Consider the following 25,615-nt stretch of genomic DNA (forward strand, 5'->3'; position numbering starts at 1 on the left):
CAACATATCGGCTCACAAGAGCCAAGAATTTGCTTACAAGAGCCAACATATCGGCTCACAAGAGTCAAGAATTTGCCTACAAGAGCCAACATATAGGCTCACAAGAGCCAAGAATTTGCTTACAAGAGCCAACATATCGGTTCACAAGAGCAAAGGTATAGGCCTACAACGCACAACAAAGTGCGTTGCAAGCGCTAGCTAGCTGCTCGGATTGGGAGTAGTGCTCCGCTGCATTGGAGGTGGCGGCTCTTGCAGGCAGCTAAGCGTTGCTCGGCACGAGAGTGCCAGTGGCGCCAATCAGCAGGGTGCTACTCGCTGGGGTTGGCGCTACGATGGCGATCTATTAGCCGCTTACTCTTGCCTCTTACGGGTGCGGGAAGCTGCTTCCAGCGCTGATCGTACTCCACGCGGTACACATCGTCCTCGTTGCCGGCAGGATAGTAGGCGGTAGCCTTTGCCTTTACCGCAGCGGTGGGCGCTGCGCCAACGGTGTACACCAGCTGCTTGTAGGGCTTGGCGTCGAGCCCGTCGCTGTTGCCCATATACGAGAGGTAGAACTCGGGCAGGCCATCCCTATCCTCGTCGGAGATGGAGCAGCTGGGGTAATCGAACTCGGGCCAGTACACCTCGTTGCCATAGTCCTGAAATCGGGCAACTTCGGTGATGCCTGCAGCGCTCTTCTTAAGGATGAGGCAGCGCAGGTTGTGGATGCTGTAAACGACGGTATCCTTGGGCTCGCCCTTTAGCTCGTGGCGGCTCCAGGTACCCTCCTCGTGCTCCCACTGCTTGCTTGCAAAGCTGAAGACCTCGCCAGCGTAGCCATTCTCGAACTCGACCATCCGCGACAGGTGGCGGATATCCTTCTTAAATACCATGTAAAAGCGCCCGGCCTCGGATGTGCAGCAGATTACCATGGTGGTTTTGCCGTACTCGCGGCTACGGTAGCCAAAGCCCACCTCGCCATGCAGGGCCGTAAACTGGACGGAATCTTTAGGATAGAAGATCTTGGTAAGCACGGCCGCCTTTTGTGCAAAGCCGCCTTGCGCAACCAGCATAAGAAGGATGGTGGTTGCCAGTAGGGTCTGTTTTCTCATTGATGTTAGTGGCTCGGATGATAGGCGCAAAGGTAGCATAAATGAAGAAAACGTCAGGGTAGCAGCGCCTGCAACGGCCAGTACCATTCGCCGCCCATAGCTGCTACTCATCTACAACTTTCGACCACTCGCCAAGATTAACCTTTATAGTGTGCAGGATATCGTACAATTTTGCACCACAAACCTAAATGCCAAATAGTAATGATCGCCAGAAAAGTTAGCATTGCCGCTTCATCAAGAAGGGCAGGTAGAGCTGAAGTCATCCTTTATATATCCAGAAGTTTTACAGAATAATAAGTTGACATACACAGAACCAATCAATCAAAATAACCACATCCACAATTAATTATTGCCTTATGAGAAGTTATATTCTATGGGGGCTCACCGCGCTTTTCGTTGTGCTGATCTATGCCTGCAGCAAAGAGAGGATCGAAAGTTCGGAGAAGGAGCTGCTGAATTTTAGCATCGGCGATTTTAAGCAAAATGCCGAAGGAACAGTCGACCCGCAGACCAAAACGGTAACCCTGCAAGCGATAGGGGGGGTTGATATCACCAAGCTGGTACCAATGATTAAGGTTTCGGACAAGGCCACCATTTCGCCAGCAAGCGGAATAGCCCAAGACTTTACCAAACCGGTAACCTACACCATCACCGCCGAGGATGGATCGAAGCAGACATTTACCATAACCGTAATTCCGGCCAAAAGCAGCTTAAAGGAAATTACCTGCTTTAAGTTTTTGAAGATTAAGCCGGAGGTTATTGCCACCATCGATCAGGAGAAGAAAACGATAAACCTAAAAGTTCCGTACGGGACCAATATAAAGGAGCTGGTACCCACCATCAACCTTTCTGATAAGTCGACAGTGCTACCTGCCAACGAGGAGAAGCAGGATTTTACCAAGCCCGTTGTATATACCGTAACTGCCGAGGATGGATCGAAGCAGGAGTATACCGTAACGGTAGAAGTTGGCAAGAGATCGGAAAAGATGATTACCGAATTTAAGCTTACCAAGCTAAACCCTGCGGTTGCTGGAACCATCGACGAAGAGGCTAAAACCGTTAGCCTAGAGGTGCCAGCAGGAACCGACGTTACCACCCTTGTACCTACCCTTACCCTTTCGACTGCAGCAGCGGTTAGTCCCGCTACAGATGTAAAGCAGGATTTTACCAAGCCTGTAGTATATACCGTAACCGCAGAGGATGGATCGAAGCAGGAGTATACCGTAACGGTAGCGATTGCTAAAAGAACCGACAAGAAGATCACCGAATTTAAGCTCGCTGGATTAACTCCAGCCGTTACTGCCAAGGTTGACGAGGAGGCAAAAGCTATCAGCCTAGTAGTGCCAGCAGGAACCGACGTTACCACCCTCACCCCTACCCTTACCCTTTCGGAAGGTGCACAGGTTAGCCCTGCATCGGATGTAAAGCAAGATTTTACCAAGCCTGTAGTTTACACCGTAACCGCAGAGGATGGATCGAAGCAGGAGTATACCGTAACGGTAGCGATTGCTAAAAAAACCGACAAGAAGATCACCGAATTTAAGCTCGCCGGATTAACTCCAGCCGTTACTGCCAAGGTTGACGAGGAGGCAAAAGCTATCAGCCTAGTAGTGCCAGCAGGAACCGACGTTACCACCCTCGTACCTACCCTTACCCTTTCGGAAGGTGCACAGGTTAGCCCAGCATCGGATGTAAAGCAAGATTTTACCAAGCCTGTAGTATATACCGTAACAGCAGAAGATGGATCGAAGCAGGAGTATACCGTAACGGTAGAAGTCGGTAAGAAATCGGATAAGAAGATTACCGAGTTTAAGCTCAGCTCGCTTAACGCCAGCGGCACCATCAACGAGGAAGAAAAGACGGTTACCCTCCTACTCCCCACCGGGACAAACATTACCGCATTAGCACCTACCATCGTGCTATCGGATGGAGCAACCGTAAACCCAGCGTCGGATGTAAAGCAGGATTTTACCAATCCCGTAACCTATACCGTTACCGCCCAAGACGGAAGCATACAGAAGTACGTTGTTACAGCAAAGCTGGATACACGCAAGAGCTCGGCGAATAAAATCACCGAATTTAAGTTTGCCTCGCTAAAACCTGTTTCCATAGGTAAAATAGACGAAACAAGCAGAACAATCAGCTTAGCAGTACCACTAAATACCGATGTAAGCGCGCTAGTACCAACCATCACCCTATCGGAAGGCGCACAAATTAGTCCTGCCCTCGATACCAAGCAAGACTTCTCGAAACCTGTAATCTATACCGTGACGGCCGAAGATGGCTCGAAGCAGGAGTACACCGTTACCGTGGAGGTAGCCAAGAGATCGGACAAGAAGATTACCGAATTTAAGCTTGCTGGACTAAATCCGGTTGTTACTGCCAAGATTGACGAAAGAGTAAAAACGATTACCCTGGTAGTACCAGCAGGAACCGATGTTACCGCGCTTGTTCCATCCATAACCCTTTCGGAAGGTGCAAAGGTTAGCCCAGCATCGGATGTAAAACAAAATTTTACCAAACCTGTAGAATATACCGTTACCGCAGTGGACGGCTCGGAGCAGGATTATACCGTTACCGTGGAGGTGACCAAAAAGTCGGACAAGAAGATTACCGATTTTAAATTTGGCTCGCTTAATGCCAATGGAACCATTAATGAGGAACAAAAGACGATTAGCTTCCAATTCCCAGCAGGAACCAACGTTACCGCAATAGCACCTACCATCGCGCTATCGGATGGGGCAACCGTAAGTCCAGCATCGGATGTAAAGCAGGATTTTACCCCCCCCATAACCTACACCGTGACCGCCCAAGATGGCAGCACCCAAAAGTATGTCGTTACCGTAAAGGTGGAAATACGAAAAAGATCAGAAAATAGGATTACGGAATTCAAGTTTGCCTCGCTAACCCCCATTACAGTGGGAAAGATAGACGAAACAAACAAGTCAATAAGCCTAACAGTACCGATGGGTACCGATGTAAGCGCACTAACACCTACTATAACCATTTCAGAAGGTGCACAGGTTAGCCCTGCCCTCAATACTAAGCAGGACTTTACTAAACCCGTAACATACACCGTAACCGCGGAAGATGGAAGTACCAGAACCTATACTGTTGTAGTTAAAGCACCTACAGGAAAGGAAAAGGATATCCTATCCTTCCAGTTTGCCAACCTATCAACTAACGTTGATTTAGATCAAAATGGCCGTAGAATTAAGGTTACCTTGATTCCGGGTACCAAAATAACCTCACTAGCACCTACAATTGCTATTTCGGAAGGAGCAAAAGTTAGTCCCGCCTCTGGAGTGGTTCAAAACTTTGAGAAACCAGTAGTATACACCGTAACAGCTGCTGATGGATCTACAAGTAGATATGTTGTAAGCGTAGAGGTGGAGTTTGGGACAAAAAATGAAATCACTGCATTTACATTTGAAGGAGTAATCCCTGCTGTACATGCCACTATCGACTTAGAAAAGCATACCATCACAGCCTTACTGCCCAAGAAAACCAACCTAAGTTCTTTGAAACCAACGATTACCATATCGCCAGCTGCCGAAATTAGCCCTGCATCAGGTGTTGCACAAGATTTCAGCAAGCCTGTCTCCTATTCGGTAATGTCGGAAAGCGGTGCACTACAAGTTTATACTGTTACTGCAGCCTTTCAGAAAAGCGAAGAAAAGATAATTAAGGAATTCTCCTTCCATGATGATTTCCTATTTCCTAAAGTAAGCATCGATGACAAGGAACATCTGATAAAAATCAAGGTAACACCAGCAGTAGACATCACTAAGATAAAGCCAAGAATTACAGTTTCAGAAGATGCAACTGTAAGCCCAGCAAGCTACGTGCAACAAGATTTTTCGAAACCTGTAGTGTATACCGTAACTGCCGAGGATGGCAGCAAGCAGGATTACACCGTAATGATAACCGATGTTATTAAGAGCAGTGAGAAAAAAATAGACAGATTTTACTTCACCACTGGAGAATTTTGGCCATCGGCCCAAATAGATGAAGCTTCGCATAGCCTAACAATAGAGCTACCAACGGATACCGACCTCAGCTATCTTGCACCGAAGATCTCAATATCAAGCTATGCCCAAATCAGCCCCAAATCGGGCGAGAGTCAAGATTTCACAAAGCCAGTAGTTTACACCATAACGGCACAAGACGGAAGTACGCAGGAATACACGGTGTATGCTAGTAGAAAAAAGTATACTGAAAAGGAGATCAAAGAATTTAAGTTTACCTCACTACAACCAGAAGTGTTGGGACGAATTAACACCTCCGACAACAAGATTACCTTTGTGGTTAAACCGGGGACAGATGTGACTGCGCTTACGCCTACCATTACCCTTTCAAAATGGGCAAAGGTAAAGCCAATGTCTGGTTTACCTCAAGATTTTAGCAAACCTATTGTCTATACCGTAACCGCAGAGGATGGGACAACCAAGGCGTACACCGTTTCTATCGTAAGCAATGAAAATAAGATCCTATCGTACAAGTTTACATCGTTTACACCAGAGGTGGTAGGAGTTATTGACGAGCAAAACGCTACTATTAAGACGATTGTTCCTTGGAATACAAATCCAAAAACGCTTAAACCTGAAATAACAATTTCTCCAAAAGCACAAATTAGGGCCGTAGAAAGCGAAGACATAGTCTTTAACGAGCCAAACAAATATGTTGTAACGGCAGAAGACGGAAGTTGGGTAACCTACAAGGCCTACGTGTTGAGAGCACTCAATGAGGAAGCAAAAATATCCGAGTTTAAGTTCAAAAACACCAAGTTTGTGGGTGCCATAGATCAGGAGAATAAACGAATTACCCTACATGTTCCCTACGGTACCAATCTCAAGAACCAAACTCAAGAGATTAAGTTCTCGGAAAAAGCAACCATAACGCCAGCCTTAAATGATGCCGTTGACTACTCCTCTCCTGTAACCTTTACGGTAATAGCAGAGAGCGGAACAAAAGTATCGTACACAGTACAGGTTATTGTCGATAAGTTCGAAACAAAAATTTCGAGCGTAAGCAAGACAAAAGTCGAGCTAGAAGATCTAGTGACCATAAAAGGGAACTTCTATCCTGATGGTTTAAAGGTACTACTGGAAGGAGAAAGAACGATTACACCTCTAATTAGGGAATCGAGCTCAAGTTCTATAACAATATACATTCCAAGTTCGACACCATTTGGAGAGTATAAGCTAACCGTTATATCCGGAGAATCTAAGGCAACCAACTACGAAAGTATACGAGTAAATAAGTTTGCTAAGTATCCAACAATAACAAGTTTAGCATCGGACAAAGTAAATCCGGGAGGTTACCTTAAAATTTACGGCACCAACTTTAAGCAGGATGGCTTTACTACGGAAGTACGAATTGGAAACTACACTCCTATCAAAGATTTAACGATAAATAGTGCAGGAACAGAGCTAAAAGTCCCCATTCCAAGCAACATGCCTCTTGGAAGTGTATACCTTAACGTAGTATGTGGAGAATCGTCCTCTAATCGATATCAAATTGAGGTTGTAAGCACAGCACCGTCCCCCTTTATTTCGAAGGTAAGTACAACAAACATAACCGCAGGAGATGACATCACCATTTCAGGATCCTACTTCGCCAATAAAAACAATCGTGTTTGGTTCGAAAATGAAAACGGAGGAACCTATTCGTGCGAAATCATTAGCGAAGACACCGATGAAATAAAGATTAAAACCCACAATCTGCCAGAAGGTAGCAGGTATACCCTATTTGTTGGCAATGGCAATTTGAAATCGTCCTATTCCGAAAGGCTAAGCATTAAGTTGGGAGCCATAAAAATCACAAGCGTGTCGCCTCGTGTTTTAGGCAAAGATGAGATAATAACTGTTGAAGGGGAGTATATCTACCAGCGTTCGTACGAGGTAGAGATAGGAGGTAAGATGTGCCCTACTTCGTATAAGGATTCCAAAAGCTTCTCTGTCTATCTTCCTTATAATATTTCGTCCGGAACCTACGACCTAAAAATTACCGCTATTAGCGCAGATGGGAAACGTATGGGAAGCATTTATAGTAGCACCGTAAAAATTAAGTAGATGGAAATATTCACCTTAAGACAGAACCAAACCACCATCCCTTTATCATAAATAATGAACTAAGAATCAATTATCAGCTATGAGAAAAATTGTAGTTAGCAGCTTTACGCTCCTTCTTTGCATGGGTATCTGCCACGTATCCTCGGCCCAAGGCTGGGGAGCCTTTAAGGATAAGCTAAAAGAAGCAGCCAAAAGTAAGATAGAATCGACCACGCCAGTTGGCAAGATTACCGACAAGGTTAACGAGGTGAAAAATGCGGTAGACAGCAACAACCCCGTTGATAAGCTCTCCGATAAGGTTAACGAGGTTAAGGGAGCGGTAGATTCGAAGAACCCGGTAAACAACATTCTTAACAAGGCTTCGGAAATAACCTCAACCGGCGGGGCACAGGATAAGGCGGTGTTTTCGGGAAGCATCGAGGATTACCTACAGGAGAAGTATCAAACCATAAAGGCTAGCGAATCTAACCTTAACCTTTACACCCTAAAGGATGGGGACTGCGATCCGCTAAAGCACAACGAGGGGGCCAAAAAGCTGGACTATGCCAACGCGGTATCGCGCCTAAAATCGGAAGGCAAGGCGCTAATGACCGACAGACGCTATAGCGAGGTTATGAGCTACGGGAAAAATTACCTCCCCGTATACAACGAGGTTATAAAGCCTCAGGTAAACAAAACCATCGAGGAGGCCTATGCCGCCAAAAATGGCAACAAGAATCTGGCCGTGGCAACAGCCCGTAGGGCGCAGCTAATGGCCGAAGCGGCGGCTTTGATCCTTTACGACAACCAGGATGCCAAGCAGCTGCAGGAGGATGCAAACAAGGCGCTTAAAGATTTAGGCGGAGAGTACTTCGGTAACTTGTACGTAAGCGACTTCCACAAGAAGAACGTAGGAAAGATCCTATTCTCGACAAGGCCTATTATACCGGGCAAGGAAGACCCTAGCCAATTTGTAACCTCCGTGTCGGGGACAGATAAGGTGTACGCTATCGCCTACTTCAACGGTAAGATTAAGGATCTTGGCGAGCTGGTAAGCTACAAGATTAACATTGATGGGAATAGCCACCAAACAGAGCAGTTTAACCCCAACACCTCCGACTTGGAGCATAGCTACTATTCGGTAGAGGTTATACCCGATCCAAAGGTAGCGGTTCACCAGTTCGATGCGGTTCAGTTTGCAAGGGTACTTAGCACCCTCTCGCCTCGTAAGCACACCATGGAGTTTGAGCTGGTGTTTGGTTTTGGTCAATACTCGGTATCGGGTAAGCTTAACCTAGATTGGTCGAACGCCAACGGCGACGCCATCTTAGCAAACAGCGAAACCGCGCTTAAAAACGCCAAGGATAATAAGGCTCGACATATGACGCTACCAGAGGTCTTCTCTAAGCCATCAAAATCTTTTACAGATCCAGAGCTGACTGCCGATAAGATTAAGGCCGCCATCCTTGCCAATGGCGACTACGCCGAAAATATAAAGCAAATAAAGAAGGTTATCATTGGAGACAAGCGCTTCGAATCTAATGGCGATTGGATTATAAGAAAGAACGATTTGGGAATTCCAACCCACAAGGAGTGCAACCGCGACATTTACATCCTATTTGAGGGTAAAGATGGATGGTGCTACTTCTCGGATCAAATAATATTTAGAAAAGATTATTCAGGGGCCGGCACGTACGAGGAAACTAGGCTTGTCGGATTTGATTCAGAATTATATACAAAAATTGCATGCGAAAACTTAGGTAAAAAGTAAGTAAAGTGGGGGAGCGTAATCGCGAGGGTTACGCTTCCCTTATTTCTCTTTCCGAATTAAGAAGCAAACGCATAGCGCCCTTTAATACTTAATAGATTAAAACAGACAGCCTAATGGTTAATACAAAAACAGGAAGCTACATAAACAAAATAGTGTGCCTAATTTTTTGTTTTATAATTAGCCCTAACCTTTATAGCACCAGAATTTCCGACGAGCCACCTATCTCCACTGAAATTGACAAAGAATTTAGCATTGAGCTCATCTCGAACCCAACAACCGGCTTTGGATGGTACATTGCCAATAGTGGTAGTAGCTGCTGCATCGATACGGTAAGCCACACCTACCAATGCTTATTTATTGGATATTCGGCAGCAGGCGGGAAAGAAATATTTAGATTTAAGCCTACAGCCAAGGGCCGTACTAAGCTTATTTTTCATTATAGGCGCGCATGGGAAAAAACGAGCCCTGCTCTAATAAAAGAATTTCCCATTAGCATCAACTAAGCAGGCTGCATTAGCCCTCCAAGGAACTCCCGAAGCGGGGCTTTAACCAGCAGATATAACACACTTGCTATATGCCTGTTAATGCTACCAATAAAATCGCTCGCAACGCCATGCTATTTGAATCACCACCTACCAACAGCTCGTATTCGTCCAAGCAGCGAATTCTCAATGCCAGAGTTACGCAAATGATTTACTATTGTTTTTGAATATTCAATTTATAAAATTTCCTTTGTGGCACATATACACCAAATAGAACATAGGCACATTGCCTTTTTTAATTATTCTTTTGTGAAGAAGGGGATTCTGTTTTTTATCGTATTGCTACTTTCAACCATTTGTTTCTCTCAGAAAGATATAAAGCAGCTGGAAAGGCAATTAAAGGCTTCAAAATCGGATGCTGAAAAAGTAGAGCTGCTAATTAAGCTAAGCACCGCCTACCGAAATTGCGACCTACCAAAGGCACTAAAGGTTGCAACAGCAGCAATTCCAATTAGCAAGCAATGTCCGAAAATATACCAAGCAAAAGCATTGAATATATATGCGTCGTGCCTGCTGGATAAGCGAGCCTACGAGCAAGCCGGTGCCCCCATCGAAGCGGCCATTACCATCTGTCAAGAAGAAAAAGACTACACAAACTTGGTTGTTGCCCTAAATGCAAAGGCTAGGTATCACATCCAAAAATCGGAGCACCCGCAGGCCATAGATTGCTACAACAAAGCCCTAGAGATAGCCCAAAGCAAGGATGATAAGAACGGAATGTCCCTATCTCACCTGAACCTAGGACTCGAATACGCCACAATAAGCAACAACAGCAAATCATTTGAGCACTTAAAGAAATCGATAGAGATTGACAGCCTACTAGGAAACAAAGATGCCGTAGCAAAAGGGTACGGAAACTTAGGGCTACTATACAATCAGATGGGAGATTACAACAACTCTTTTAAGTACTACACAAAAGCATACACCCTAAGCTCGGCCGTAAATAACCGGCGCGACATGGGCACACACCTTTCCAATATTGGGAATGTTTACGTCCAATCGAAAGACTACCCTAAAGCTTTATCCTACTACTTTAAGTCAATTAGCATGAAGCAACAGGTAGCAGACATGGAGGGCGTGGCCAATACCTACAACAACATTGGCGCCGTTTACGTGGGATTAAAGAAAATAGACTCTACAGTCTACTATTTTAAAAAAGCGCTTAAGATATACGAGCGCCTAGGTGCCGAAGCGGCTATAGCAAGATCTTACGCCAACCTTGGATCGGCATACAGAATGCTTGGAAACGACAAGAACGCGCTTTCCTATATCAATAGGAGCATCGTCATGAAGGAAAAAACGGGAGATGTTAAGGGCGTTGCCGCCTCCTACTTTAATTTGGGCCAGTACTACTCGGGCAAAAACGACGACTTAGCCCTAAAATACTACAAGAAGGCACAAACCTTAGCCAAAAAGATTAACGACAACCAGCAAAGCCTCAACTGTTTCAAGAGGATATCTGCAATATACGAGAGAAAAGGACTCTCCACCCCTGCGCTATCCTACCTCAAAAAATACAACTCGGTATCCGATTCGCTGTATGGGAAAGATAAGCAGAGTCAGTTGCTGGAGCTGCAAACCAAGTACGAGGTTGTAGAAAAAGATAATAAGATTAAAGAGCTGGCAGCAAAAAACAAGATCGACCACCTGGAGGTTGAAAAGCGCGAGCTTATTCTGAAACGCCAACGGCTAATTATGGGTATTGTAATATCTTTCCTTACCCTAGTTTCCTGCTTTTCCATCTTGTACTTCCTGCTATTTAAGCAAAAGCAAGCGGTAAACATAAAGCTGGCAAAACAGAACGTAGATATTGAGCAACAGAACAAGGAGATCCTGTCACAACGAGATAAGATGGAAGCGTTAAACAGGGAGCTGGAGGTCCAAAAAGAGAAGGTAACCAACCAGCGCGACTCCATCGAGGCGGAACTCCGGAGCACGCTCCTAGCTGCCGAAATACTGAAAAGGAAGAACATTCAGTTCAAATTTGAGGTGCTAAAGAATCAAATTAGCCCCCACTTCCTATTCAACACGCTAAGCACACTAATTTACCTCATCCCCGAGAATGCCGTATTGGCCGAACAATACACCCGACACCTATCGAGCGTTTACCTGTACATACTTACCAGCAGGGATAAGGAGCTGGTGCGCCTGAGCGAAGAGATAGACTTCATCAACTCGTACATCTACCTAATTTCTATCCGCTTTGATGATAATGTTAAGGTAGATATTGATATTGAGAAGGAGAAGCTGGAGTACCACCTCCCGCTGCTATCGCTGCAGCTGCTGGTCGAAAACGCCATTAAGCACAATACCATATCCAGCCGTAAGCCGCTGTTTATCTCCATCAAAAATGATGGCGACAGCATTGTAATCCAGAATAACCTGCAAAAGAAGCTCACGCTTGTAAGCTCAACCAAAATTGGGCTGAAGAACATCATTAGCCGCTACGTGCTGGTTACAGATGAAAAAGTAGAGGTAGTTCAATCGGACAAGCATTTTACGGTAAAGCTACCACTCATAAAAGAGGGCAACATGTAGCCTAGCAAATACCTGTTAACCCATTTTCTCCTATTTCTTAGAACCAAATATTCAACAGCAATGAATGTCTTAATTATAGAAGACGAAATACATACCGCCAAAGGCTTGGCAAAAATGCTAAAGGCCATCGATGAAGATATCTGCGTGCTAGATGTTATCGGAAGTGTCGAAGAAGCGGTAGAATATCTAGAAAGCCGCCCAGCCTTAGATTTAATTTTCATGGACGTTCAGCTCTCGGACGGCATCGGATTCGAAATTTTTTCTGAGGCAGAGGTCGAATACCCGGTCATCTTTACAACAGCCTACGACGAATACGCCATAGATGCCTTTCAGGTAAACAGCGTAGACTACCTACTAAAACCCGTGGCACAAGACAAGCTACATAAGAGCTTAGAAAAATTCAAAAAGATATTTGCCAAAACCGAGCAAAAGGAGCAGATCGAGCAAATGCTAAAGCAGCTATCCATCTTTCCTAAGGATTATAAAACCCGTATCCTTGTCAAAACATCCCGAGGCCTTATAACCCTTCATGTTTCGGACATTGCCTTTTTCTATATTGACACCCAGCTCGTATTTGCAAAGCTCTTCGACGGAAACTACTACTCCATCGACAAAACGCTAGATGAGCTGGAAAAAACATTGGACCCAAAGCTTTTTTTTAGGCTAAACCGCCAGTTCATCGCCTCCATCAACTCTATCGCAAATATTCACAACTACTTTAACAACACGCTTAAGGTGGAGCTAAAACCCTGCGTCGACAAGGATGTTATCGTTAGCAGATACAGCATCAAGGAGTTCAAAAAATGGCTTGATGCGTAATAACCTCCATAAATTGCGATATTCTATTCCATGAGACATTGTGCATTTTATGTAGTCGTAAAATGAGGACAGACGAATAATTAATAGATTACTTTGCAACTCTAAAATCGTTTGGTAGTACCCCGAACTGTTTTTGAAAGCATTTCGCGAAGTAGGATGGCGAGTTAAACCCAACCAAGAAGCACACCTCGTTGATTCTATATTCCCCTTGCGAGAGATACTCTGCCGCCTTCTTAAGCCTGATCAGCCGGATGTAGTCGTTCGGGGTAAGTCCTGACACACCTTTTATCTTAGCAAAAAAAGAAGTACGGCTCAGACACATCTCATGCGCCAGCATTTCGATAGAAAGGTCGGCGTCCGATATATTCTTCTCGATTATTTCCGTTAGCTTATTAATAAAATTCTCATCTGCCTTACTCGACACAATAGACGCTGGTGACACGAATGGAGTATTTGCAAACTTCTCCCTCACTATTTTTCGATTTTTAAGAAGGCTAACTATTTGAGCGGCGAGATACTCTACCGAGAATGGTTTTTCCAAATACGCTTCGGCGCCAACCTCTAATCCTTCAATTTTATCCTTCACAGAGCACTTAGCGGTAAGAAGTAGCACAGGAATGTGGCTGGTGCTGATATTGCTTTTAATCCTCGAGCATAGCTCATAGCCATCCACCTCGGGCATCATCACATCGCTTATTACCAAATCGAAGTTATTGCTTTCAAGCAGCTTCAGCGCCTCCATCCCTGATGATGCGCATACAACGATATACTTCGCCCCCAGCTGCTGCATAAGAAAATGGAGCATCTCCTTATTATCATCTACCACCAATACCTTAGGAATAGACGGGTTAATACTTGGTTCACCTAGGAAGCTGCTGTTTGATGTCACAACCTCCTGCGATTCTACAATTTCAGACAAACCTTCACCGCTGGCTATCGGCTCCTTTTCAGCATCGGCTAGCAAAGGGATTCTAATGGCAAATGATGTTTCAACTCCTTCGTAACTCTCCAACAGAAGTTCCCCATGATGCAGCTCGACAAGCGATTTAGTGAGCGCTAGCCCCACTCCTGTTCCTGCACTTCTGTTTGATGCTGCTTTCTTCACCTGATAGAACGGTTTAAAGACTTTCGCCTGCTCTTTTAAAGGAATTCCTAAACCATTGTCGGTAATCTTTATATTAATTACCTCTTGTTCCTGATTTGGAATCACGCTAATAGCAATCGTATCGCGAGTAAACTTTAGCGCATTCGACATAATATTTACCACCGCCTTTGTAAACGCCTCCGAATCGACATTGGCAATACAAACCTGGTCGGAATAGGTTGGTTTTATAGCTATCCCCTTTATTTTCGCACTTGGCTCAAATTGCTTTACGACTCCATCAACCAACATGCTGACATCTACCCTCTCGAAGTTGAGGTACATTCCCCCCGCCTCCGCTTTTCTAAAGTCCATAAGCTGGTTTACCAAGTAAAGCAACCGCGAGCTATTATTCTTTACCACCAAAAGATCCTCGCGAACCTCATCAACAATTTTATTTGACTTCAAAACATACTCTACAGGGCCCATTATAAGGGTAAGAGGTGTACGAATCTCATGCACAATATTCGTAAAAAACTCGATCTTAGAATGGTATAGTTCCTTGTCCTTCTCTGCCTGAAGTTGCCTTATTTTATTCTGATGCTCCTTCTCTATCTTTTCTTTTGATTTACGGAACACCGTAATCGTAATCCAAACCAGCAACAGCACGTATAGAATGTATGCAAGATTCGAGCGCCAAAAAGGAGGCTTAACCTTAACCTTTAGGGTAACCTCGTTGCTACTCCATACGCCATCGCTATTCGAAGCCTTTACCCGGAAGGTGTAGCGCCCCGGAGGAAGATTAGTATAGGTAACCTTAGGCTCACCTGTTTGCTCAATCCAATCCTTATCGAACCCCTCCAACTTGTAGGCATACCTATTCTTGTTAGGAGCAATAAAGCTAAGGGCTACGAACTCAAAGCCTATCATGGATTGATTGTGGCTGAGCGTTATCTCCCTTTCGTAGCCTATTGAATTCTTTAGGGGTGATTTATCATCTCCCGGAGTAACCAGCTTATTGAAAAGGTAAAAATCGGAAAGTTGAACCGTTGGATTAGCCCTATTAATCACCATTTTATTAGGATCAAAGCTGTTGAATCCGTTGATGCCTCCAAAATATATCTTTCCTGATTTTGATTTTAAACCAGCATTAGGCGAAAACTGATCGCCCTGCAACCCATCAAGCTGTGTGTAAACCCGATATCTCTTAGTTTGTGTATTAAACTTAACAATACCTTTATTCGTTGAAATCCAAAGATCTTTCCCTTCAGGAATAATTTTGTGAATGTTGTTCGATGGCAGCTTATCCAAAACAACCTCAAAATCGTCGGTTACATAGTGATACTTGATTAGTCCACCACCATCTGTACCAATCCAAAGCTGGCTGTCATTATCGATACAAAGTGTTGATACCTTATTATTTTGTAATGATGTTTTTTGAGCTTCCTTAAAAGAGTAATTCTTCCATTTATTAGTTCGCTTATCTAAACGAAATAATCCCTTATCGCCCGTACCAACCCAAATATATCCTTTACAATCTTGTATGATGGAACTTATCCCGTTAAGATACAACTCCTTTATTCTATCGAAGTTATCCTCCTTCGGATTATACCTATTTAGTCCCAACGGAGTTCCAACCCAAATCGTCCCTTGGTTATCCTTATACAAAGCGTATACGCTAGAGTAGTATAGAGACTTCTCGCTATCGGAAGCCTTGTAGTTTTTAAACCTTCCTGTCTTTAGATCAAGGACATCCAACCCTCCCGAGAATGTTCCAATCCAGAGTTTATCATCATCGCAAAGCAAAGCATGGATATTCTTATACGAGAGCGAATTTGTTCCCTTTTGTGGGAGATACTGCCTAAATCTATTATCCTTAACGTCATAGAATATCAGACCGGCATCGTCGGTTCCAATCCAAATATTGTTTGCCTTATCTTCGCATAAAACGCTAACGACTTTCCCCGGAAACGGATGCTCGCTAGAAATATTGCTGAAATAGGAAAAGTTATTCAAGAATGGAGTTGAATAGTTTATTCCCCCAAAGTAGGTTCCCACCCAAAGCCCCTTTTCCCGATCAATAAACAAAGTCTGAAGATAGTTATCATTCAGCCCATAGGGGGTAGACTTATCCATCCGAATTGTCTTTGACTTCCCCGTTTCGGTGTAGAAAAAGGTCAAACCATCATCAGAAGCCAGCAGCAAAGTACCAGGTTCGTACTCAACAATGCTTCTAATGTGCAGTATATGATCTGGAGAGTTCGGTGTCAGATAGTGGGTAAAGACTCCCCGCTTCCGATCCATTTTAGCCAAACCGTTGTTGAAGTTACAAATCCAGAAATTACCTTTAGAATCCTCAAGAATATTATCGTCGCGCATATCAACCGGTTTTCCATAAGGCAGAAAGTGCTTAAACTTCTCGGTTCTGGGGTCGAAACAATCCAAGCCATTGTCAAATGAGGCAATCCAAATTACCCCGCTCTTATCCTCGTATAACCTTCTAAGCTTATCCGAACAGATTGAATTGCCATTTCGTACGCTACTCCTATACTGCTTTAGGATCTGCTTCTTTGCTTCGAACTTAAAAAGCCCCTGCCCCAATGTGGCAATCCAGATATCTTTATTTCTATCAATTATAATAGAATGAACCCTAGAATTAATTTGAACACCTTGCGGTGTTTTAGCTTCAAATGGTGCTAAGCGCTCTGTTTGCAGATCGAGAATCATCAACCCCAAATCGGTACCAACCCACAGGCATTTGTTTTGATCCTCGACAATAGAAAATATGATATTGCCCACGAATGAAGAATGTTTCCCTTTGGGCAGATCGAACGTTTTGAAGGTACGCCCGTCAAATCTGTTCAACCCATTAATTGTTCCTACCCAAATGAACCCTTGACTATCCTGATAAAAACAGCACACCGCATTTACAGCTATACCATTTTCTACAGTATAGTGCCTAAACCGCAGGTTCGGAGCCGCCGCTACATCAAAAAATGAAAACGAATAAAGTAGCAATAACCATCCGAATAATCTCATACGTGATCTATTACAATTCAAACAAAGAGAGATAACACACCCGAATAACCATCCTTATAAGACCGAAGCAAATAGCAGGAAAATCAGCTGCCGCATTTAAGAGTATGCAGCAGCTAATTAAATCATGAAACTGCTAAAAACCTATTTTTTTCTAACAACACCTGCAAATCCTCCTCCAGGAGCCAACTTTACATTCAACATTCTATTGGTAGGGACTGCAATAAGCACCTTTTTATAATCAGAAGCAGTCCTATCCGCATTTACACCATCTTGGAAAGCCTCTACTTCATAATCACCTTCTCCTAAAAATGATAGATCGAGGGTAATATTTCGTTGATCCCAATTAGTAATTGCCCCAACATACCATGTTCCATCCTTTTGACGGGCAGTCGCAATATACTCTCCCACCTTTCCATCTATAGCAACAGTTCTATCCCATACGGTAGGCACCTTGGCGATAAACTCGGTACATTCGGACTCGCGCATATAGCTTGTTGGGGTATCGCACAACATATTGAAGGGCGATTCGAAGACCACATAAAGCGCCAGTTGATGGCTGCGGGTACCTTGACTCATAGGTTCGGTGTATATAGGCTGGTAGTTTGCCTTTGTAGCATTACGCATGGCACCTTGGGTGTAATCCATTGGACCTGCTACCATACGAATGAAAGGGATGGTAGCATCGTACTTCACCTGATCTGTTGTCGTGGGCATCCACTTCATTTGCTCCAGTCCAGCAACACCCTCAAAGTTGATAACGTTGGGATATGTTCGCTGTAGCCCGGTAGGCTTGTATGCGCCGTGGTAGTCAATCATCAGCCTATGACGGGCAGCAACCTCGGCTAGGCGATAGTAAAAATCGACCACCTTTTGGTCATCCCTATCCATAAAATCGACCTTAAACCCCTTAACTCCCATATCAGCATAGTGCTTGCACACCTTCTCCATATCCTTATCGATGGCAGCATAGCCTGCCCATAAAACGATGCCAACATTTTTTGTGCGACCATAATCTACCAGCTCCTTTAGGTTGATTTCTGGAATAACATCCAGCATATCTGCCTTTCCATTTGTTGCCCATCCCTCATCAAGAATAACGTAACTAATGCCATTGGCAGAGGCAAAATCGATGTAGTACTTATAGGTTTGGTTATTTACTCCCGAACGAAAATCAACTCCAGAGATGTTCCAGTCGTTCCACCAATCCCAGGCAACCTTCCCAGGCTTAACCCACGAAGCATCAACAATTCGAGAAGGATCGGCCAACTTATACACCAAATCATTATCGGCCAGCTGGGCGTCATTGGTTGAGATAGCAACCACCCTCCACGGAAACGAACGCGCTCCCTTTGTTTTGGCAATAAATCCGTCATGCTCCTTTACTATGTACTGAAGGTTATTATGCCCGCCCTGAATCTCTGTCTTGGGATACGACGCAAAAGCACCGCTCAACTTGGTCGCTCCTTTTTCTCCCTTTAAAAACAGGCCGGGGTAGTCCTCTAAGTTCGACTCTGTGATTACCATTTTCTTGCCATCTTCCAAAGAAACTAGCACAGGAGTAATCATCAACTTCTTCGAATCTACAGCACTTAACATGATATTATCGTAGTAGCTTTCAAACGAAGTGTAGCACTGCTTCTCTATTTCGTTGCCATAACCATCCTTACGGGAACGAACGTATGGAATATAGGCTGCATGATCTCTATCGAAACAGAAGTTAGCCTCCTCGTTTACCACTTTGATATCTCCCTTTTTTGCTGTTATAAAACGGTAGGCTACACCATCGTTGTAGGCTCGAAATTGTAGGCTAAAACCATTTTGAAAAGTCAACGTCATCTCGTTATACTGATCGACAATTTCTTTTCTTTTATAAATTGGAGTAGCAATTACTCCGCTATAGCTCACACTCGCTACTTTTTTCAGGGTTGGGTTTCCACCTAACACCTCTCCAGTTGACAATGTCATTGAAATTGGAGAAGAAGAAAGCACTACTGTGTTTTCATGATTTACGGAATAGGTAACCTTTTCCTTTTCAATCTCAATCTTTACACATATTTTGCTATCTGGGGATTTTACATCGTAACTTTTTTGCGAAAATGCAGCCAAGCTAGCCGCCAAAACAAACAGGAGCATATTAAACATCTTTACCATATTACCTAATTTGGTTGATTTTACTTTTTATAAGGCTTTACCTCTGCCACCACCTTTTTCCCTTTTGCAACTGGCAACTGCACACTGCTTATTTCAGCACCATTCAACTTTGAATATGCTGCCTTCGCTGGTTTACCATTAAGATAGATTACGTTGAAATGCCCGTAAAAACGGAATTCACAGCGCAAATCCTTACTTCCAAAAAGGTGAGCCAACGTTGTTTTGTTACGACCTTCATGCAGCAAGTTTATCGTATGAGTTCCGATTTTTAGGCCATTAACACCCAAGGTGGAAACCTCCTCTGGTAAACGCGAAACGACAGCTACTCCATCGTTAATTGCATCAGGTTCAACTCCCATCATATTCTCCACAACATTGCTGATAAAAGTGTACGAAACCTCCGGATAGTCGCCATTAAGACCGGCTTCATCAACAATATGCTTATCATTTAAGCGATTAATAATCGTCTTAGTCCACTTCCATCCATCTTCCACCCGATTGTAAGGAAAGAATAGGTCAGGGAGATAGGTGATCGACTCAATGTTTACAGGAACCTGATATTCGACATTTAGGCTTTTGGCCACAAAATCGGCATACTTATCGCTTTTTTCGCCATTATAGGAAAGCTGTTTAAGAAGAACAAAGAAGCTCGTTTCTCGTCCAAAGCCCTTTAAATATGTACCATCTTTAGCGCGACCTCTAGAAAAAATTTGATCACTATTTAAACACCACTCGTCGTTAAATATTTGCTTCAGCTGGTTGGCACGCCTCAAATACGCCTCCGATTCAGCCATTTCCCCTTTTATAGCCAACATTTTACCGTAAGCCAAAAGCGCCTGATACTGGCAAGAGAGCCCATCGGCAGCCTCAACGTACGCCAGCTTATGATCTTCGTTGTAGGTAGCTACACCCTTGAAAATACGACCAGAGCCATCACCTTCTGCAATGCCGTTTGGAATGATACTGTCATGAAGGTTTATGAATTCAGTCACCGCTTTGGTGCAATAGGTCCAAATTACAGGATCGTTAATCAGCTCTTTGTTTCCCGTCCATAGAAGCTGCTTGTAGGTCTTCTCTACTAATTCGAAGGTTGCAGGCACCTCACGTACAAAACTTTGATCACTGCGATAGTCTAACTTATAACAGCTGCCATCAAAGTTTATTGCCCACAACGGATACCACTTCTTATCCTCATTAGCCGATTGGGCAAATGCTCTGAGCATCTCCAAGTTTTCCCGATCTAGCCCCAACAGATGAGCACCAGCCATCTGATGGCAGTAGTCGCGCGAATAGAAAGCCGTACGATGCGGGTAACCCGCCCAATAACAGGGCATGTATGCAGCATCTCCATCACCCTTACCATATTCCGATTTATTTAGCACACCTCGTTGTCCTGTCATAACGTACGATCGTGCCTTTGATTTTGCCCAGCTAAAGGTACTTTCAAGCATTTTATTAGATGTGACTATCTCTATGTCTGAATTCTGAGCTTTAAGCATACTCCCCAAAAAGAGAAGTATGCTTAAAAAACACAGTTGTCGTAATCTCGTTTTCATCTGCTATCTAGTTCATGGTTTTCCGTTAGTATAACTATCACCCTTATCCTACAACCTTTCTAAGTCGATTGAAATGGATTCTTTTGGCGCAATTTCTCTCCTAAATTCTTTTCCATTCTCTATTTTTACAAGTACGCTTAACAAACTTCCCTTGCGTGCAACCTCAATATCCATACAGGTGCCAAATGCCATTATACGCCGTAGATTCATAAAACTGCAAGAACTAGGCATTTGAGGAGTTAGTTCGAACGTTTTAAACCCAGTAGGTCTTATACCAAACATACCCTCGGTAATTATTCGACAGTACAAGCCGCTCTCAGCCGAAAGGTGGCGCTGATTTCCTTCGGGATACGCTTCGATGGCATAAGGTACGTGCTCACCTAATAATCGTTTCCCAGAATAGTAGGATAGGTACTGTGCTGCTTTGTCAGCCTCTCCTGAGGCAAAAATACCCCGAAGGGCATACAAGGTTGATCTATCCCAAAAAGTTTCGCTACCAGCTTGAGTTAATAATCCATTATCTGTCCATAAGCGAGGTGAGAAGAGTGCTTTTATGGTTGCATCCTTTTTATCGAAAATACCCACCGTTAGAGGAATACAAATCCAGGAACGTAGCACATCATTATCCTTATAGTATCTGTATGTATCAAACCCTTCAACCGGACCTTTAAAATAATTATTGATTGCCTTTCTAAGTCTAGCAGCCTGCTCCTGGTACGCCGCAATTTGGGAGGATGGCGTTCCTATTTGTTTACCCAGATAGGCCGCAGATACTAATGCATCGTAATAAAGAGAGGAGGTACAAAGGTTTGCTTTACCGGCGGGGAACCGTCCTTCCAACTCATCGGAGTCGGAATCGACGACACCATCACTATTTAGTTTCCTCTTACAAAACTCCAAACACCATTCAATTAAAGGCCATAACTCCTGAGCCTCCTTCATATTACACCGAACCAAAGCGTACCTCGAAGCACCATATGCAACCATTGCGGCATCCCCCCGATCTCCTGCACCATTCCATATATCGGTACCTTCGGCTATAATTGAGCTAGGAATCGGTTGATACTGCTTGTTGATGAAGCGAGCAAACTGCCGGTAAGCATTTAATGCAGATTCATTCCCGTAGCTATAGCCTAAAAAAGGAAAGAATGGTCCAACATACTCGGCCTGATCGTTTGCCCAAATTGCGGCATAGTATGATTCTCCGCCAGGCCCATGCAGAGGTCCACATTTTGTTTGGTATATACTCTCGCTAGCCCTAACCTTTGCAAAAGAAAACATAGTATTTAATACCGAATCAGGCGTTTCAAGTACCAAATTCTTTCGTAAATCCGCCACTAAAGACTTCCGCTTGGCAATCTCATCATCAACATTTACCTCTTTCCTTGGTTCGTCATGCTTGTATCCCATAAAATAGGCTCCAAATCGAACTTCCTCATTGGGTATAAGCACTTTACTTCCAACTCCTACAATCTTAGATACAAGCGTATAGCTACCATCAACACCCTTAAGCGAATCTGTGCCAACAACAAACTCTCCATAGGGAATCTCTATCGTCAAGTTCTTACTACTCCTGTTTCTGATTGTATAGCTCTCGCAGAACGCAGGAAGCGTTGTGGAAGGGCACATCTCTCGAACCAGCTCTAGCTTTACATTTTTGGGTAAAGCGAATTCGCTTTGCACCCTTAAAGTACCACCAAAACGTATTTCTTTTACCCGTTCGCTATCTAAAGAATATCCGTTTACCGTAATGCTTTTTATAATATTCCACGCCTGTCTCCTCATTAAGCTAGCATGGGTATCATTGGGAATTGTCCTAAGCATAGGCCAAACAAGACTTCGGTTAAGCATAAACGAACCATCCTTTTCGACACCATACCGCAAAACGACCGATATACGTTTCCCGCTCATCTCAACATGATCGAAATGAGGTGTTCGACCATTTATTGTCCAAGCAATATTACCATCTTGTGACAGATGCCATCTTGAATCGGAGATTTGCATAGCCCTTACTAAGGGAGAAAGGCATATCATCCCAGCAACTAAAACATATCTAAAAAAATTCATTCTACCTCTCTTATTGTTTACCACTAAGGCATAAAGTACCAACTTGACAACTTGAGTTCAATTTATCTAAAAAGCATTAAACACGCTGAGTAAATCTATTAGCATACTAACGTCCTCCAACAGCCGTTTTTCGAACCGAATTGTTTAGCAAAGCCTCTGGACCTATACCAAAGTAGCCGACTCCATTTTTACCAACAACCTTCCCTGCCATAAAGTCTTTATACCAACCTAGCCAAGGGAAGGTATAGCCATATATCTCGGCAGCATGAACCCGTAAACCATCACCTGCAGGTATAGGCAGATTATATCCCAGCGATGAAAAGTAGCTCTCACCTACAGTATGAAGCCATTCATGAAGAAATATACCAGGATCGGTAGATTTGTAGTAACCAATTTTATCCTGAATAGAGCGGCCTACATCAAACTTTACAATTACATACCCCGTTTTCTCAACTTCTCTTAACGGATCACACCACCCCAAACCAAAATAATTCCCAATATGGGAAATGGAGCCTTCCTGCTGCCTAAAGAAAACGAAAACACAATCGTACTGACCAGGCACTATAGCAGAGATCTTAGCTCGTATATTTTCGAAAGGAATAATCTGGTTGCTGCCCGACTGAATTAGCGAAACGGGATCCTTTATGTCCAATCGCTCAACATCCCAACGGGTAACTCCATACGAGTACTTCTCAAAATGCTCAGCAATGCTCCATTTAAAAAAATCATATGCAGCATTCAGGTCTTCGGTAGAAAAATGAGTGCTTCCACCATTGGGATTAACCGCGTCATAAACACCTATCCATAATGCTTTCCATGTTCTAGGAGCAGGAATGTCTGCCGTTGTCATCTTTATAACGGTATCCTTTGCGACAACGGCTTCCTTTCGATAGTATACAGATGCAGACGCATCTCCAACACTTATAGTGTGCAATCCCTTGCCCACCGCTATTTTCCCAGGAGCGACTTTCCCCGTAAATTTTCCATCTAAGTAGATATACCCAGTAGCTCCAGACTCTAATGAAACCGACACACTAGGCATAACATTAAGTTTTATCATATCCTGTGCTTTACTACATCCGCAAAGGATTAAAAAGACAACCATTTGGAGAGATACTCTCATTGTTTAAATGTTAATTAGGAAGATGCACTTTATGAATTTAGGCTGGTTAAGGTATCCCGACAGCAATGCTGCCAGGATACCGGCCAATTTCTAAACCAACAAACTACTAATTATATCCAGGATTTTGAACCAAAAGAGGATCACGCTGCATCTCAGTTCGTGGGATTGGGAACAGGTAATTCTGCGGGGCTAAGAATTTACGATCTTGATACATTTTATCAACATTCCCAATCGTATAAGTTTTAACACCAGTAGAAGGATTTTTTACAATATTTATTCGACGAGCAGGCTTGTTTTCTGTCACTTCTGCAATTTTCCATCGGCGCACATCAAAGAAACGATGATCCTCGAAAGCAAGTTCGATCTTACGTTCGTGCTGAATTGCCTTCAGCAAATCAGCTCCCGAAGCGGTGACATCTGGAAGTATTCCAGATTTTCCTCCTCGAGCTCGTAATCTGATTTTGTTGACATACTCCTGAGCAACCCCTTCGTGTCCCAAATTAAACTCTGCTTCAGCATAGTTTAGGTAAACCTCTGCTAGGCGCATAAATATCCAAGGCTGAGACGATGCTACACTCCAATTTGTGGAAAGATTTTCGTTCATAAATTTGCGGATAGAGTAGCTTGTCTTAGAACCATTCCAAGCACCAATGGGCGATTTTTCGCTGTCAATCCCTTGAGTGCCATTAGGAGATGTCCAAAACTCGACCTCACGCCCGCGGAACTGCTGCCCATCACAAACAACAGAAGCATAAAAACGAGGATCGCGATGCTCCCACGGTGTGGAATGAATTCCATCAGCGGCAGCATACTGTGCGGCTGTAGGCATGGTACCATCTTCCATCTCGTAGGAATCCACCATATCCTGAAGAATACAAGTGGTTGACCACCCTCCATAACCATTAGGAGAGTTACTCATATCTGCATTTGTTCCAAACTCGGAAGTATACTGCCTCATAAAAATAATCTCTGAACTTTTAGGATTGAGAAATAATCCGCTATAGTCAGGATCTAGATTATAAGCAAGAGCACCGCTCTCATCTTTTAAATCGATTACCTCCTTAGCAGCATCAGCAGCAAGCTGCCATTTTGTTTTGTCGTTGCTCGGATTAAACTGTGGGCTTGCAGCGTAAAGCAGCATTCTAGCTTTAAGGGCCAAAGCGGCACCTTTGGTTGCTCTACCCAAATTGTTTGCCGAATACTTTGCAGGAAGTAGCTTTGCAGCCTCAGTACACTCATCTACAATAAACTTTACGCACTCGTCGTAGGTGTTGCGCTTTAGTGACATATCTCCATCCAAAGCAAACGTTTTAATAATTATAGGAACACCACCGTAGCGCTTCACCAGCTCGGCATAGTAGAATGCACGAAGAAACCTCATCTCTCCTATGAGCCTAGTGCCGTTACTCATCGATTGTACTTTGCCAATATTATCGAAAAAAATATTGCAATTCTTTATCACAGTATAGTACTGCGACCAGCAATCGTAGTTATTCATTAAATCAGGCGAAAGCTGACCGTTGTTAAAGAACCACAAATTAAAATTTGCGTGATTGCACATTGTTTCGTCACAAACAAAGCGCATTGCTGCCGACCCCCAGCCGGTGCGCATCTCGGTATATCGAGTATTTACGTAAGTTTCAGCCATTGTTGGATCTGAGAAAACATTGGCCTCCGAATATGAATCCAACGGATTGATATCGAGAAAATCGCTACACGACGCTAAGCCACTCACCAGCAGAAGCGAAAGTGCGATCTTTACTATTCCTTTTTTCATGATT

The 25,615-nt window shown here is 43.7% G+C and carries 12 protein-coding genes; 5 read left to right on the forward strand and 7 right to left on the reverse strand.

Annotated elements, in window-relative coordinates:
• Window positions 1-308 precede the first annotated feature (308 nt).
• Complete coding sequence (locus L990_RS19155; protein WP_156121379.1) at window positions 309-1,094, reverse strand: hypothetical protein; 786 nt, start codon at window positions 1,092-1,094, stop codon at window positions 309-311.
• Window positions 1,095-1,450: 356 nt separating this feature from the next.
• Here L990_RS19155 and L990_RS20195 point away from each other — a divergent pair, with 356 nt between their 5' ends.
• From L990_RS20195 to L990_RS06200, 5 genes are all read left to right on the forward strand, one after another.
• A complete protein-coding gene (locus tag L990_RS20195; RefSeq protein ID WP_047446578.1) occupies window positions 1,451-7,168 on the forward strand; it encodes a DUF5018 domain-containing protein in 5,718 nt (1,905 codons plus the stop codon).
• 79 nt (window positions 7,169-7,247) lie between these two features.
• Window positions 7,248-8,918: a hypothetical protein gene (locus L990_RS06185; RefSeq protein ID WP_047446580.1), complete on the forward strand. Its 1,671-nt coding sequence runs from the start codon at window positions 7,248-7,250 to the stop codon at window positions 8,916-8,918.
• A gap of 113 nt (window positions 8,919-9,031) precedes the next feature.
• Entirely contained in the window at window positions 9,032-9,421 is a 390-nt protein-coding gene (locus L990_RS06190) for a protease inhibitor I42 family protein (RefSeq protein ID WP_047446582.1), read from the forward strand.
• Between the two features lie 288 nt (window positions 9,422-9,709).
• Window positions 9,710-11,998, forward strand: a complete 2,289-nt coding sequence (locus L990_RS19160; RefSeq protein ID WP_052180789.1) for a tetratricopeptide repeat protein — start codon at window positions 9,710-9,712, stop codon at window positions 11,996-11,998.
• A 60-nt stretch (window positions 11,999-12,058) separates the two neighbouring features.
• Window positions 12,059-12,817, forward strand: coding sequence for a LytR/AlgR family response regulator transcription factor (locus tag L990_RS06200; protein ID WP_047446584.1), 759 nt, complete (start codon window positions 12,059-12,061; stop codon window positions 12,815-12,817).
• Between the two features lie 88 nt (window positions 12,818-12,905).
• On the opposite strand, the gene L990_RS06205 is transcribed toward L990_RS06200, so the two are convergent.
• The 6 genes from L990_RS06205 to L990_RS06230 all read right to left on the reverse strand — a co-directional run bounded on the left by L990_RS06205 (window position 12,906) and on the right by L990_RS06230 (window position 25,611).
• Window positions 12,906-16,937: a hybrid sensor histidine kinase/response regulator transcription factor gene (locus L990_RS06205; RefSeq protein ID WP_081981619.1), complete on the reverse strand. Its 4,032-nt coding sequence runs from the start codon at window positions 16,935-16,937 to the stop codon at window positions 12,906-12,908.
• Between the two features lie 141 nt (window positions 16,938-17,078).
• Window positions 17,079-19,088: a glycoside hydrolase family 97 protein gene (locus L990_RS06210; RefSeq protein ID WP_052180790.1), complete on the reverse strand. Its 2,010-nt coding sequence runs from the start codon at window positions 19,086-19,088 to the stop codon at window positions 17,079-17,081.
• A gap of 20 nt (window positions 19,089-19,108) precedes the next feature.
• Window positions 19,109-20,539 (reverse strand): hypothetical protein, encoded by a 1,431-nt coding sequence (locus L990_RS06215; RefSeq protein WP_197057245.1) that lies wholly within the window; start codon window positions 20,537-20,539, stop codon window positions 19,109-19,111.
• Window positions 20,540-20,692: 153 nt separating this feature from the next.
• Entirely contained in the window at window positions 20,693-22,678 is a 1,986-nt protein-coding gene (locus L990_RS06220; RefSeq protein ID WP_052180798.1) for a hypothetical protein, read from the reverse strand.
• A gap of 139 nt (window positions 22,679-22,817) precedes the next feature.
• Entirely contained in the window at window positions 22,818-23,834 is a 1,017-nt protein-coding gene (locus L990_RS06225) for a hypothetical protein (RefSeq protein ID WP_156121383.1), read from the reverse strand.
• A gap of 106 nt (window positions 23,835-23,940) precedes the next feature.
• Entirely contained in the window at window positions 23,941-25,611 is a 1,671-nt protein-coding gene (locus L990_RS06230) for a RagB/SusD family nutrient uptake outer membrane protein (protein WP_047446590.1), read from the reverse strand.
• Window positions 25,612-25,615: the final 4 nt, after the last annotated feature.

Source organism: Alistipes sp. ZOR0009 (assembly GCF_000798815.1).
Taxonomy (GTDB): Bacteria; Bacteroidota; Bacteroidia; order Bacteroidales; family ZOR0009; genus Acetobacteroides.